Below are 12,948 nucleotides of genomic sequence, written 5' to 3' on the forward strand. Positions count from 1 at the left end.
GGCGCGACTGTCGAACGGCGTTGAGGTTCCCTCCAAGCGCTGTAACAATTCGTGAAGTCAGCCGGCCGACCGACAGCTATACCGTCAAAGATGTCGAGCCTGCTCACTCCTACCCAAGCTGCTGAATTCCTCGCCGTCACGCCCAAGCACCTGCTTGAATTGACGAACGAAGGTGCTTTGCGCTGGGTGAACATAGGCCTTGAAGGGAAGCGGCCCACCCGTCGCTATAAACAAGACGACCTTGCTGAGTTCATTGAAAAGCGGAGCCAAAAGGCATGCCGGTATACCGAAAACACGGCAAACCAGAATACACCTATGACTTCAAGCTTCGCGGTCGTCGATTTTCCGGCCCCACGGGCACGAGCAACAAGCGCCAAGCGGAACGCTTCCTAGAGCAGAAGCGACAGGAAGCTCTAACCAACCTTAAGACGGCTGCCAGCTTCACTGCCGAAGGGCCTATGACGCTCGAGATAGCTGCATCCCGCTATTGGCTGGAGGTGGGCCAGCACCTCGCAAACTCGGGCAACTATTACCGCTTTATTGGCTGGATTCTCGACCATCTTGGAAAGCACATCACGCTCGACCAGATCACGGATTCGATGATCGCTGCGATGGTGTCACGGCGTCGTGGTGATGGCGTCAGCAACGCCACCGTCAACCGCACGGCCGCGGTGCCTCTCCGCGGGATCATGACGCGTGCAAAGAAGACCTGGAAGGTCCCCGTTGGCGATATCGACTGGAGCAGGCATATGCTCAAAGAGCCGAAGGAGCGGGTCCGTGAAGCCAGCCAGGACGAAGAGAAGCGCCTGCTGAATGCGATGCGCGACGACTTTGCGCCGGCCGTTCGGTTTGCACTCCTGACCGGTTGCCGTCGCATGGAAATCGTCGATTTGACGTGGTCCCGCGTCGACTTTATCGGCAGGACAATCACGGTCACGGGTAAAGGCGACAAAACGAGGATCCTCCCAATGACAGAGGCCGTTCGCGAGCTCCTGTGGGGCCTGAAGGGCCATCATGCTACTTCCGTGTTTACCTACGTTGCGCGGAGGACGAACAAGCGCCTCAAGCTCGTGCGGGGCACGCGATACCCGATCACGATGGAAGGCTTCAAGACGGCCTGGCGACGCTACCGCGACAAATCAGGCGTGGAGAACTTCCGCTTCCACGACACACGGCACACCGCGGCAACGAGGACATTGCGCACCGGTAACATGAAGATCGTGCAGAGGATGCTGGGCCACGAAGACATCGCCACCACGGCGAAATACGCCCACGCGATGATCGAGGACATGCGCGTTGCCATGGAAGCAGCAAATCACACCGGGAGTCACACCGGAGCCGCAGAAGATGCTTCTAAAGACTTGAAAGATAAGAAGAAATCGGCCTGAGCAACCTTGACCCCCAGTCAAGTGCGCTACCGGGCTGCGCTACACTCCGGACCGGGTCGCGATGTATCGTGATAACCCGGTGCGGGTCAACCGAATTCGGCGGCTATCGTATCGATGAAAACGGCACTGCCGCGGCAGGTGCCGGCGCCAGCCGCAACTCCTTCTGATGCCGGTATTCCAGCGCGATGGCACCCCAGATCAGGCCGAGCAGCAGATAGACGTGGCGCCAGTGGTCGATGTCGATGAAGGTGCCGAGCCCGATATTGCCGATGAAGGCGACATAGGCGCAAAGCAGATAGGGCTGCCAGGGACGGTCGCGCAGTAGGATACGGAAGCCGGCGGCGATGGTCCACAAGGTCAGCGCCAGGAACGAGACGAAGCCCAGCCAGCCATAGTCCATCAGCATCTTCAGCCAGATGTCGTGCGTGTCCTCGCCGAAGATCGTGCCGAAGACCAGCGGGCCGATGCCGAACGGATGCTCCAGCGCCATCTGGAAGCCGATTGCATAGCGGGCGAATCGGCCGAGGCGGGCTGTATCGTAGCTCTGTTCCAGCTGAGCGCGGCTGGAGAACATCTCCGCCACGCCCGGCAGTTGCAGGATGACGATCATCGCGATGACCAGCAGCGCGATTGCCGCGATGGTCATGACCACGACCCGCAGCCGGAACATGCCGCTGGCGCTTTGCAGGAACAGTGAGCCGGTGAGCAGCACCGCCGAGACGGCGAACATGCCCCAGGCGCCGCGCGAGAAGGAGAAGAAGATGCCGGCGGTGATGATCAGCAGCGGAACGGCCAGCAGCGGCATGCGCGCGATCGATCCCGTCAGCAGGAGATAGAGCAGGTAGATGCCGGGCAGCACCAGGAACGGGCCGAACACATTCGGATCCTGGAAGGCGCCGGCGGCGCGGTCGTACTTGGTGAAGATCTCCGCCCCGGGGAAGGCGTGAAAATAGCCGGCGATCCCGAGCAGCGAGGTGATCACCGCCGACACGACATAGGCGATGAAGATCAGCCTGTAGAGGCTGGGCTGGACTGCGGTCACCGAGGCGAAGAACACCGCGGTGAAGGCGAGGAACATCGAGACGGCGAGATAGAGCGGCGTGCTTGCCAGGTCCGACATCTGCGTCATCGCAATCATGCCGCCGATGTTCATCGTCACCAGAAGCACCAGCAGCGGCGTCGCCGCGCGCGAGATGCGCAGGCCGAACAGTGCCCACACCGCGATCAGCCCGACCATGAAGAGATCGTAGGGCGCCGGCTCGTCGATGACGAAACCGGACAGGAAAATGCCGAAGAAGACCGCGCTGGACGTAATCAGCGCGATCAGCTTGGCGTTGACCGCGCCCGGCGGCAGCTCATGGGCAACGGCGCTCAATAGGCGTTTTCCGTGTTGAGCAGGCGCACCGGCGTCAGGAACAGGATCCGCAAGTCGAACAGCAGCGACCAGTTCTCGATGTAATAGAGGTCGTATTCCGTGCGCATGCGGATCTTCTCGTTGGTGTCCATCTCGCCGCGCCAGCCGTTGATCTGCGCCCAGCCGGTTACGCCGGGCTTGACCTTGTGGCGGGCGAAATAGCCGTCGACCACCTCATTGTAGAGGAGGTTGTGCGACTGGGCGGCAATCGCATGCGGACGCGGCCCGATCAGCGACAGCGAGCCGAACAGCGAGTTGAAGAACTGCGGCAGTTCGTCGATCGATGTCTTGCGGATGAAGCGACCGACGCGGGTGACGCGCGGATCGTTCTTGGTCACCGTCTGCTTGGCCGTCGGATCCGACCGATCGGTGTACATCGAACGGAACTTGTAGACCTCGATGGTCTCGTTGTTGAAGCCGTGCCGTTTCTGCTTGAACAGCACCGGCCCCTTGCTATCGAGCTTGATGGCGACCGCCGTCACCAGCATCACCGGCGAGAAGACGATGATGCCGATGAACGAGAAGATGATGTCGAAGGCGCGCTTGGCGACCGAATCCCAGTCGTTGATCGGTTTGTCGAAGATGTCGAGCATCGGCACCGAGCCGATGTAGGAATAGGCGCGTGGGCGAAACTGCAGCGCGTTCGAATGCGCTGACAGCCGGATGTCCACCGGCAGCACCCACAGCTTCTTCAACAGCTGCAGCACGCGCGATTCGGCAGTCAGCGGCAGCGACACGATCAGCATGTCGATGCGGGCGATTCGGGCGAACTCGATCAACTCGGAAATCGTGCCGAGCTTGGGGTAGCCGGCAACGATGGGCGGCGAACGCTTGTCGCCGCGGTCGTCGAAGATGCCGCAGATGCGGATGTCGTTGTAGGGCTGCTTCTCGACCGAGCGGATCAGCACCTCGGCTGCCTTGCCGCCACCGACGATGACGGCGCGGCGTTCCATGCGTCCGTTGCGCGCCCAGCGCCGGATCAGCTTCGACATCACCAGCCTCAGGCCGAACAGCAGCAGGAAGCCGACGACGAACCAGTTGCCGAACAGCAGGCGCGAATAATCCTCCGACATCTTCATGGCGAAGGCGGTCAGCGCCATCAGCGCGAAGGCGCCGGCCCAGACCAACAATATGCGGCCGAAATTGGCGATCGGCCGCATCAGTGCCGATATCTGGTAGCTGTCTGAGACGTCGAGCAGCACCACCGCGAGGAACGAGGCAGAGGCGATCGCCAGCGGGTACTGCCAGGGGAGATAGTTGAACAAGCCGACATGGTGGAAATAGAGGCAGAGGCCCGACAGGAACAGCAGCGCGAATTCGACCATGCGCAGCACGCCACTGACCATGATCGGCGACATCGTATCGCGCCGGTACTGCGAGGCGACCTGGCGCGCGACCTCATTCATGCCGCCAGCCGCCCCGCTCGCGGCCAGACCGTCGAAATTGCGCACCGCATCCAGGGAAAAGCGGCGCGCGGGATCAATTTCGTTCATGGGATTGTCCGCAGCTTCCCTCAGGTGAATAGCAAAAGAGAGCTAAGAAACCCTTGAAACAACGGGTGGCTTTGAAGCGGTCTGCGGTTTGACCTGGTGCAACAGGCTCTACCGCCGCAGCGCGGCGAAATAGGCCTTCTCGATCTCGGCGGCCATGACGTCGGCGCCGAAGCGCGCCTTCAGATCGGCGGTCCCTGGCATCAGGCTTCTGTAGGCGCCTGGGTCGGCCAGCGCCTCGCTCACCTTGTCGCCGAGCTGGTTCGGGTCGGGGCGGATCAGGGCAGGCGAGGTTTCGCCGAAGATTTCAGGTATGCCGCCGACGGCGGTGGCGATCATCGGCTTGCCGGCGGCCAGCGTCTCCAGGACGATGTAGGGCATCGCCTCGGCACGCGAGGGCACGACGATCAGGTCCGCCAGCGCAAAGGCATCCCTGGCCGGCATGGGCGGCAGGAAGCGGACATGGCCGTCGAGCCCAAGCCGCTTCACCTGCGCATGGTAGCGCGGCAGGTCGTCGCCGTCGCCAACCATCACGGCGCTCAAGCGACGGCCAAGCCTGGCGCCAGCCAGCGCCAGCGCATCGATGAAGATGTCGGGACCCTTGAGGTCGCGCATCATGCCGATGTAGAGCAGGTCGGCCGCTCCCGGTACGGTCGGCACCATCTCGAACTCGGCGGCGCGCAGGCCGTTATAGACCAGCGTGTTCGGGATCGGCGGTTCGCCGACTTTCCTGCGGTAGGTCTTCCTCTCATAGTCCGAAACGAACAGCAGGCAGTCGGTGAAGCGGCCCATGAAACGTTCGAGGGCGAAGAACAGCTTCCCGGTGGCCGTCGTTTCGTCATAGTGGAGGGAGCCGCCATGCGGCGAATAAAGGCGGGCTACGCGAGACCTTGAAACCCGCAACAATGAGCCGAACAGACGGGCATAGGTGCCTCCCTTGGCGCCGTGCCCGTGCAGCACGTCCGGCCGCAATTCCTTGATGATCCTGTAGGTGCGCCAGGCCGAGGCGAGATCGCCCGGTCCGACATGGCGCTGCATCGGTGTGCGATGGATGCCGAGCGCCAGGCAGTCCTTCATCTGCCCGAACAGGCGTTCCTCGAATTCGCCGCCGGTGGTCGAATCGCAAACAATACCGACGGAATGACCGGCAGCGAGCTGTGCCTCGGTCAGGTCGCGCACATGCCGGAATATCCCTCCGACGGGTGAGCGAAAGCAGTGGACGATCCTGAGTCGGTCCGCCACGTTGATTGTCAGAACAGGCGTTCGCGGACGTAGACGGTGTCGCCGGGCAGCAGCGGGTCCGAGGTGACCACCCGACCGGTCATCACCTTGCCGTTGATGTCGCGGGTGATGTCGACGCTCTCCTGGTTGGCGCGCGGCGTGAAGCCGCCGGCAATGGCGATGGCCTTCTGCACGGTGAGGCCCGGCACATAGGAATATTGGCCGGCGGCGCCCACTTCGCCCATGACGAAGATCGGCCGGTAGCGGTCGATCTCGACCGATACGTCGGGGTCGCGCAGGTAACCTTGCCGCAGTTTGTCGGCGATTTCCTTCTCCAACTGCTGGGCTGTATGGCCGCGCGCCGGTACCGAGCCGACCAGCGGGAAGGAGAGGTAGCCGGACTGGTCGACGCTGTAGGTGTTGGTCAATCCGTCCTGCTCGAACACGGTGACGCGGACGCGGTCGCCGGCGCCGAGTCGGTAGGGCTGGTCGAGCACTTCATGGAAGGCTGCCGGCGTTGGCCGGTAGCTGGAGCAGCCGGCAAGCATCGATACGGCAAGCAGAGCACGAAAGAGGGAAGCAGTGCTTTTCATGACCGGATACGAACCTTCATCGCTCTGGCCGCCAGGTGCTGCGGCAAACCTCAGGGAACGGACCCGTTATCATCCTGTTAGGGTTAATGGCCGGTAAAGGGCTACAACCCAAAGCGGCGGCAAATGGCAAAACCCATACTCATTTATATGGTTTTACAGCCTCTGTTTGCGGCCGCGCAGTAAACCCTAACGGATGCTTACTGCGATCTTAACGGCTGAGTTACCATAGTTGTTTACGGTGCAGCGGACTCAAGTACCGGAGCAGAAATGCATGTCCGTCCAGTCCGCGGCCGCAGATGTCGATGTCGATCTCAGGCAGCTCTTCGCCAGCCTGGCGAAGCACTGGTTGCGCATCCTTGTCGTAGCCCTTGCCGTCACCGGCTTGGCGTTCGCATTCGCCTCGCTCGCCACGCCGCACTATAAGGCGCAGACGAAGCTGCTGATCGAAACGCGCGAATCGGTCTTCACCAGGCCTGACGGCACCGCCGACAACGACAAGCCGATTCTGGACGAGGAGGGCGTCGCCAGCCAGGTCGAGGTCATTTCCTCGACCGACATCCTCAAGCAGCTGGCCTCCAAGCTGAACCTGTCACGGCTGCCCGAGTTCGACGAAGCGGCCAACATGTCGGCACTCGGCCGGCTGCTCGTCATCGTCGGCCTGAAAAGCGATCCCAACGAGATACCGCCGGAAGAGCGCGTGCTGAAGAAGATGCGCGAGAAGCTCAACGTCTACAGCGTTGAAAAATCACGTGTTATCGTCATCGAGTTCTCGTCGGAGGATCCCAGGCTCGCCGCCGATATCCCGAACGCTATCGCCGACACCTACATCTCCGTCCAGGGCAACGCCAAGCAGGAATCGAACGCGGCCGCGACCGACTGGCTGGCGCCCGAAATCGCCGACCTGTCGAAGCGCGTCAAGGATGCTGAGGCCAAGGTTGCCGACTTCCGTGCCCAGTCCGACCTTTTGATGGGCGGCAACAATTCGGTCCTGCCCACCCAGCAGCTTTCCGAACTGTCGAGTGAACTGTCGAAAGTGCGCGCCAACCGCGCTGCCGCCGAGGCGACCGCCGACGGCGTGCGCAAGGCGCTGCAGAATGGCGGCTCGCTCGATGCAGTGCCGGAAGTGCTGTCGTCGGATCTGATCCAGCGCCTGCGCGAGCGGCAGGTCGAGCTCAGGACCAACATCGCCGACCTCTCCACCACCTTGCTCGGCAACCATCCGCGCATCCGGGCGCTGAAGTCACAGCTTGCGGATATGGACGGGCAGATCCGCAACGAAGCGGAAAAGATCATGAAGGGGCTGATGACGCAGGCGCAGACGGCGCAGGCGCGCGAAAACCAGCTCGTCGCTGACGTCAACACGATGAAGGCCGCATCGGCCCGTGCCGGCGAGCAGCAGGTCGAACTGGACGCGCTGCAGCGCGACGCGAACGCCCAGCGCCAACTGCTTGAATCCTATATGACTCGTTACCGCGAGGCCTCCTCGCGCAACGACCGCAACTACCTGCCCGTCGACGCGCGTGTCTTTTCCCGCGCCGTGGTGCCGTCGGAACCCTATTTCCCGAAGGTCGTGCCGATCGTCGGCGCTGCCTTCGCCGGCTCGCTGCTGCTGATGGCGATCGCCACGCTGCTGGGCGAACTGTTTTCGGGCCGCGCCATGCGCCCGGCCACCGGCGCCCAATTCGGGCGAATCGAACAGGTGTCGATGCCGGTCGCCCGGCAGGAGCCTGTGGTTGCCGTGGCGATTGCGCCTGAGGTGCCTCCGGCCGAACCACCGCAGGCGGAATTGGACGTCGTGACGGCAGCGGATGCGCCGGCGCAAGAGGCCGAACCGGCCCGCTCGACGCTCGGCGAGGTCGACGTCGACAAGGCCGCGGAGAAACTGATCGCGTCGGGTGCGGCGCGTGCCATATTCGTGTCTCCCGAAGGCGACGAGGCTGCCGCCTCGGCGGTGCTGGTGGCGCGCGAGGTTTCCGACGCCGGCCTGCGGGTGCTGCTGCTCGATCTCACCGCTTCGGGTGCTGCCTCGCGGCCGATGCTGGACAGCGGGCTTTTCCCGGGCATCACCGACCTGCTCGCCTCCGAAGCGCAGTTCAGCGACGTCATCCACGCCGACCTCTACTCCGACTGCCATGTCATTCCCGTCGGCACAGCCGATCCGGCCCGCGCCATGCGCGCCGCCGACCGGTTGCCGATCATCATGCAGTCGCTGACCACCGCCTACGACCTCGTCGTGGTCGAATGCGGCCCGGCCGACGCGCAAGGCATTGGCAGGCTGGTTGGCGAGGCCACCGAGGTCTTCCTCTCGATGCTCGAGGCCGACGACGAGGTGACACAGGCGGCGGTCAAGCTGATCGAAAACGGCTATCCCGAACTGACACTGGTGACACCGATCGGCCACGAGACGCCGGGAACGCCACTGCCAGGACGGCGCTCGGCGGCTTGAGTGGCGGAACCAGTCCGCGCAACGGTGCAGGATTTTCGCCGCTACAGAATATGCCAAGCAGAGATTGGGTGAGGGCAGTTCGTCAGCTGTCGTCGTCGCCGTTGGCGGCCGGCGCCGCCTGGCCCGCTGCCTTGCGGCGGACCATTTTGGTCAGCTTCCAGATGAGCGGGCTGTTCTTGATGAAGGCCTTCGCCCGCGCGCCCTGCCGCATCGCGATCGCCAGCGCGCGGCCGTTCAGCGTCAGCGGCAGAAGAACCTCGAAATGCTGGGTTTCGATATCGCACCACAGCCTTTTGTAGGGCTCGTCGCCGACCGAGAAATCATAGAGGCCGAAGCCGGTCTCGCAGGCTTCCTGAATGTTGTCGAAAAACAGAAAGTCGCCGGGGCTGGTGTGGGCGAGGTTGTCCTCGGCGATCGCCCCGAACTCGCAGATCAGCCGCTTGCCCGACCGGCTCGATCCGGTGACCGCGCGCAGCTTGCCGGCGACCTCGAGACCATGCAGCATAAAGGATGGCTTTTCCTCCGCCAGGGCTTCGCTGAACAACGCGCGGAAGAAAGCGCGAACCTCCGGCTCGCCGAAAACATTGGCGATGCCCATCTTGCGGAAGCGGAATTCCTTCATTTCGAAGAAGGCGTCGAGCAGCCGGTTCACCTCGTCTGCCGTCTTCGCCTCGATGCGGCGGTGGCTGCCGACGACCTCGAATTTGCGCGTTTGCGAACGGTGTTTCTTGCGCTTGCGCTTGCCGCTCGCGCGCGACAGGAGTGCATCGAAGCCACCGTCGAGATCGACGGCGAGCGACAGGTTCGGACTCTGAAAACCGGGCAGCGCCGCGAACGGGTTGGCGACGCCGTCGAGGTCTGGCAGCAGCCGCTCGAGCGCAATGAGGTCGATGTCGGGCCGCGCCTTGGCGATCGCCGTCACCAGCGTGCGGATGGCCGAAGCATCGGCCTTTTGCAGCCAGCGTGGTGCCGCGGCGGCGAAATTGCCGTTGGCATGGCGGCCGCCAATGAAGCGGGCAACACGAAATGGTCCAGGGGGGGCGATTTCGAGGGCCAGCGCAAGCACCGGCGCGCCTTCGAAGCTCAGCGTCGCCACGACAATGTCGGTGCGAACCTCGTTCGCCCAGTTGCGGATCCAAGTGGCGCTTTGCGCCGGCGCAAACAGCGCTGAACCGCAGAATTCCGCATAGGAGGCAAGTTCCTTGCCGTCGGCCACCGCGACCGACAGGCCGGCCTGATTGTCTGGCAGTGCGCGCGGCGATGCCTTGCTCGCAGCGAGCCGATTGCCGTCAAATGACGCGGTGGCGTCAACCATACCTCAATCCTTAAGGCGTATTCATCCCGATTGGGGGCACGCGTAGGCGCATTCCGTGCTTGGACGAGCCTAGGCGCAAAAGGTGAAGGAATGATCGACGGGGGCGAGGCAATCCGGAAACTGGCGCTCAACGTCGCCCGCTACACCGGCCTGGCACCGCTGGCGAAGCCGTTTGTCGGCGGCATCGGTGCCATCCTGATGCTGCACCGTGTCACCGCGACGCCGGAGAAGCCTCAAGGCGTCAATCGGCATCTCAACATCGCCCCCGGCTTCCTCGACGCCGTCATCGCCGACATGAAGGCCGACGGTTACGCCTTCGTCTCGCTCGACGAGGCGATCGAGCGCATCAAGGCCGGCGGCAAGGGCGGCCAGTTCGCGACCATCACCGCCGACGATGCCTATCGCGACAACATGACCGAGGCGCTGCCGGTGCTGGAAAAGCACGGCGCGCCGATCACCATCTATGTCGCGCCGGGGCTGATCGACGGCGCCGCCGATCTGTGGTGGGACGTGGTCGAGGATATCGTAAATGCGCGTGATCGGCTGACGCTGGTGACGCCGGATGGCCCGGTTACGATCGACTGTTCGACGCGAGGAAAGAAGCTGCAGGCCAACAACCGCCTGCATAGCTGGCTGACGCTGGAGGTCCGCGAGGAGGACCTGCGCGCGGCGCTGCACGAATTCGCGCGCATGAACGGCATCAGGCTGGACGGCCAGCAACCGAGCACGCTGATGAACTGGGACGAGATCCGCACCATGGCCGCTCATCCGCTAGTGACCATCGGCGCCCATACCGTCAACCACGTCAATCTGAAGCGGCTTTCGGAGGCCGATGCGCGCCGCGAGATCGGCGACGTCAGGCGCATCCTGCAGGCGCGACTGGGCGAGGAGCCTCGCCATCTCGCTTATCCCTATGGCTATGCCAGCGCCGTCGGCTGCCGCGAAGTCGGCTTTGCTCGCGATGCCGGCTATGTCTCGGCGGTGACGACGCGCCATGGCGTGCTGCGTGCCGAGCATTCCGGCTTCCTGCTCGCGCTGCCGCGCATTTCGGTCAACGGCCGCTACCAGAGCCTCGCCCATATCCGCACCATGCTCTCGGGCGTGACGACGCCGCTGGCCAATGCCGGCAAGATGGTCGTCACCATCTGAGGTGTCAGCACTTCGGGACCGTTAGCCCCAAGACATTCGTGTTTACGCGAATGGTGGTGGCGTCGCCGCGCGTCAGCCCTTCGGCCGCGGCTCCAGGATCAGCCATTTGATGATGCCCATCGCCGGCAGCACCCAGAGCAGGCCGCTGAACAGGAAGAACAGGAAATGCACGAGAGGGCCCGACTCGGATAATTGGGCGACCGCCACGATCGACGCCACCAGCGCATAGATGATGACCAGCGCCACCAGCAGGAAGGTTCCGATCAGTTTTTTCAGGCGAATAGGCATTTCGCGCTCTCTTTGATCGGTATCGCTTAGGCTGATTGAGGAATGCGCGCAACCTTGCAGACATGGCGCGACGGCGTGCCGCGCCGCCCTGTCTTGCCAGCGAGCATGCTATGGTTCACCAATCCGCGACTTCAACCGGGACGAGCCCATGGCTGCCATAACCGCCGCGGCACCTAACGCCGCCCGCGACCGTGACCTGCACAACCGGGCGCTGGTGCGCGGCTGGCTCTATGTCGTGCTTCTGGTGCTGGTCGCGCTGGTGCTGGTCGGCGGCGCCACTAGGCTCACCGAATCCGGCCTGTCGATCACCGAATGGCAGCCGATCCACGGTGTCATCCCACCGCTCAACGACGCCGAATGGCAGGAAGAGTTCCAGCGCTACCAGCAGATCCCTCAGTACACCGAGCTCAACAAGGGCATGAGCATTGAGGCGTTCAAGTCGATCTTCTGGTGGGAATGGGTGCATCGCATCCTGGCGCGCAGCATCGGTGTGGTCTTTGCCTTGCCGCTGCTGTTCTTCTGGGTGACGCGCCGCATCGAGAGCGGCCTGGGGCCGAAGCTCGTCGGCATTCTGCTGCTTGGCGGCGTGCAGGGCGCGATCGGCTGGTGGATGGTGGCGTCCGGTCTGGTCGACCGCGTCTCGGTCAGCCAGTACCGGCTGGCGACACACCTGACACTGGCGGCACTGATCTTCTCGGCAACTATGGTGGTCGCGCGTGGGCTTGCTCCGCATTCCGAGCCGGCTGCCGACCGCTCGACACAGCGACTGGCCGGTTTCATCGTGCTGCTGGCACTGGTGCAGATCTATCTCGGTGGGCTGGTCGCGGGTCTCGACGCCGGCCTCAGCTACAACACCTGGCCGCTGATGGATGGCAAGGTGATCCCCGGTGATCTCTTGCTGCTCGAGCCGGCCTGGCGCAATTTCTTCGAGAACCCGAAGACAGTGCAGTTCGTCCATCGGCTCGGCGCCTACACGATCTTCGCGGTCGCGCTCTGGCACATGATCGCCACGCGCATCCGCCTGCCCGGCACGACGCATGCCCGCCGCGCGACGCTGCTGTTCCTGGTTGTCCTGGTGCAGGCCTCGATCGGCATCGGCACGCTGTTGATGCAGGTGCCGCTGCACATGGCGCTGACGCATCAGGGATTTGCGCTTGTCCTGCTCGGTTTTGCCGCCGCGCACTGGCGCGGCACCAAGGGCGCCTATCCGCTACCCCACCAGGTAGCCGTCAGAACCTGACGCCAGTTATTCTGGCCCCGAAGGTCACATCCAGAATTCGTTCGATGTGGTCTTCGTATCGCCATCGAATTCGGCCTGACGGGCGACAGCGTCGGACGGTGCCGACTGCTCCTGCTGGGCGGCCTTGTCGGCGGCCTTGAGCGCGGCGAGCTTGGCCTTCAGGGCGGCGATCTCCTGCTGCAGCTTGGCGGCCTGAACCTGGTCCTCGACCGTCTTGGCCTCTTCTTCCTTGGCCTGGATCTGCTTTTCGAGCGCGGCCTCCTGCGATGCGTTGCTGGATGCGCTGGATGAAGAAATCTGCGTCGCTTGAGAAGAGCTTGAAACCGCGCTGACCATGCCCCGGATCCCTTTGTGGTTGCCGAATCTGTCTGTAGGCGATCATCGTGAATGGGGAGTTAGCGTGT

Annotated in this window: 12 protein-coding genes; 5 read left to right on the forward strand and 7 right to left on the reverse strand. The window is 63.3% G+C overall.

Annotated elements, in window-relative coordinates:
* Positions 1 to 90: 90 nt before the first annotated feature.
* Positions 91 to 393: a helix-turn-helix domain-containing protein gene (locus ACFX5Q_RS11630; protein WP_404277831.1), complete on the forward strand. Its 303-nt coding sequence runs from the start codon at positions 91 to 93 to the stop codon at positions 391 to 393.
* Positions 276 to 1,388 carry a tyrosine-type recombinase/integrase gene (locus tag ACFX5Q_RS11635; RefSeq protein ID WP_404277833.1) on the forward strand — a complete coding sequence of 371 codons (1,113 nt, stop codon included), beginning with the start codon at positions 276 to 278 and terminating at the stop codon, positions 1,386 to 1,388. The genes ACFX5Q_RS11630 and ACFX5Q_RS11635 overlap by 118 nt, the downstream gene beginning before the upstream one ends.
* Positions 1,389 to 1,491: 103 nt before the next feature.
* Here the strand turns inward: ACFX5Q_RS11635 and ACFX5Q_RS11640 are convergent, their stop codons facing one another.
* The 4 genes from ACFX5Q_RS11640 to ACFX5Q_RS11655 form a co-directional block, all read right to left on the reverse strand.
* Positions 1,492 to 2,763: an O-antigen ligase family protein gene (locus tag ACFX5Q_RS11640; protein ID WP_404277835.1), complete on the reverse strand. Its 1,272-nt coding sequence runs from the start codon at positions 2,761 to 2,763 to the stop codon at positions 1,492 to 1,494.
* Positions 2,760 to 4,295 carry an undecaprenyl-phosphate glucose phosphotransferase gene (locus tag ACFX5Q_RS11645; protein WP_404277837.1) on the reverse strand — a complete coding sequence of 512 codons (1,536 nt, stop codon included), beginning with the start codon at positions 4,293 to 4,295 and terminating at the stop codon, positions 2,760 to 2,762. The genes ACFX5Q_RS11640 and ACFX5Q_RS11645 overlap by 4 nt, the downstream gene beginning before the upstream one ends.
* Before the next feature lie 108 nt (positions 4,296 to 4,403).
* On the reverse strand, positions 4,404 to 5,534 hold the full coding sequence (locus tag ACFX5Q_RS11650) for a glycosyltransferase (protein ID WP_404277839.1): 1,131 nt from the start codon (positions 5,532 to 5,534) through the stop codon (positions 4,404 to 4,406).
* An 8-nt stretch (positions 5,535 to 5,542) separates the two neighbouring features.
* Positions 5,543 to 6,106: a polysaccharide biosynthesis/export family protein gene (locus ACFX5Q_RS11655; protein WP_006201875.1), complete on the reverse strand. Its 564-nt coding sequence runs from the start codon at positions 6,104 to 6,106 to the stop codon at positions 5,543 to 5,545.
* A gap of 271 nt (positions 6,107 to 6,377) precedes the next feature.
* On the opposite strand from ACFX5Q_RS11655, the gene ACFX5Q_RS11660 reads away from it, so the two are divergent.
* Entirely contained in the window at positions 6,378 to 8,552 is a 2,175-nt protein-coding gene (locus ACFX5Q_RS11660; RefSeq protein ID WP_404277842.1) for a GumC family protein, read from the forward strand.
* Between the two features lie 82 nt (positions 8,553 to 8,634).
* Here ACFX5Q_RS11660 and ACFX5Q_RS11665 read toward each other — a convergent pair whose 3' ends face one another.
* A complete protein-coding gene (locus ACFX5Q_RS11665) occupies positions 8,635 to 9,867 on the reverse strand; it encodes a GNAT family N-acetyltransferase (protein WP_404277844.1) in 1,233 nt (410 codons plus the stop codon).
* A 90-nt stretch (positions 9,868 to 9,957) separates the two neighbouring features.
* On the opposite strand from ACFX5Q_RS11665, the gene ACFX5Q_RS11670 reads away from it, so the two are divergent.
* Positions 9,958 to 11,016, forward strand: a complete 1,059-nt coding sequence (locus ACFX5Q_RS11670) for a polysaccharide deacetylase family protein (RefSeq protein ID WP_404277846.1) — start codon at positions 9,958 to 9,960, stop codon at positions 11,014 to 11,016.
* A gap of 72 nt (positions 11,017 to 11,088) precedes the next feature.
* On the opposite strand, the gene ACFX5Q_RS11675 is transcribed toward ACFX5Q_RS11670, so the two are convergent.
* Positions 11,089 to 11,304 carry a DUF2842 domain-containing protein gene (locus tag ACFX5Q_RS11675; RefSeq protein WP_006201870.1) on the reverse strand — a complete coding sequence of 72 codons (216 nt, stop codon included), beginning with the start codon at positions 11,302 to 11,304 and terminating at the stop codon, positions 11,089 to 11,091.
* 148 nt (positions 11,305 to 11,452) lie between these two features.
* Between ACFX5Q_RS11675 and ACFX5Q_RS11680 the strand changes: the two genes are divergently transcribed.
* Complete coding sequence (locus tag ACFX5Q_RS11680; RefSeq protein ID WP_404277849.1) at positions 11,453 to 12,544, forward strand: COX15/CtaA family protein; 1,092 nt, start codon at positions 11,453 to 11,455, stop codon at positions 12,542 to 12,544.
* Between the two features lie 24 nt (positions 12,545 to 12,568).
* Here ACFX5Q_RS11680 and ACFX5Q_RS11685 read toward each other — a convergent pair whose 3' ends face one another.
* A complete protein-coding gene (locus tag ACFX5Q_RS11685) occupies positions 12,569 to 12,880 on the reverse strand; it encodes a hypothetical protein (RefSeq protein WP_404277851.1) in 312 nt (103 codons plus the stop codon).
* Between the last annotated feature and the right edge of the window lie 68 nt (positions 12,881 to 12,948).

This window comes from Mesorhizobium sp. IMUNJ 23033, from assembly GCF_044778005.1.
GTDB classification, from domain to species: Bacteria; Pseudomonadota; Alphaproteobacteria; order Rhizobiales; family Rhizobiaceae; genus Mesorhizobium; species Mesorhizobium amorphae_A.

Excerpts from the sequence above, each read along its gene's own strand:
- ACFX5Q_RS11630 (WP_404277831.1), top strand. The coding sequence starts at position 91 with ATGTCGAGCCTGCTCACTCCTACCCAAGCTGCTGAATTCCTCGCCGTC.
- ACFX5Q_RS11635 (WP_404277833.1), top strand. The coding sequence starts at position 276 with ATGCCGGTATACCGAAAACACGGCAAACCAGAATACACCTATGACTTC.
- ACFX5Q_RS11645 (WP_404277837.1), bottom strand. The coding sequence starts at position 4,295 with ATGAACGAAATTGATCCCGCGCGCCGCTTTTCCCTGGATGCGGTGCGC.
- ACFX5Q_RS11655 (WP_006201875.1), bottom strand. The coding sequence starts at position 6,106 with ATGAAAAGCACTGCTTCCCTCTTTCGTGCTCTGCTTGCCGTATCGATG.
- ACFX5Q_RS11660 (WP_404277842.1), top strand. The coding sequence starts at position 6,378 with ATGTCCGTCCAGTCCGCGGCCGCAGATGTCGATGTCGATCTCAGGCAG.
- ACFX5Q_RS11665 (WP_404277844.1), bottom strand. The coding sequence starts at position 9,867 with ATGGTTGACGCCACCGCGTCATTTGACGGCAATCGGCTCGCTGCGAGC.
- ACFX5Q_RS11670 (WP_404277846.1), top strand. The coding sequence starts at position 9,958 with ATGATCGACGGGGGCGAGGCAATCCGGAAACTGGCGCTCAACGTCGCC.
- ACFX5Q_RS11675 (WP_006201870.1), bottom strand. The coding sequence starts at position 11,304 with ATGCCTATTCGCCTGAAAAAACTGATCGGAACCTTCCTGCTGGTGGCG.
- ACFX5Q_RS11680 (WP_404277849.1), top strand. The coding sequence starts at position 11,453 with ATGGCTGCCATAACCGCCGCGGCACCTAACGCCGCCCGCGACCGTGAC.
- ACFX5Q_RS11685 (WP_404277851.1), bottom strand. The coding sequence starts at position 12,880 with ATGGTCAGCGCGGTTTCAAGCTCTTCTCAAGCGACGCAGATTTCTTCA.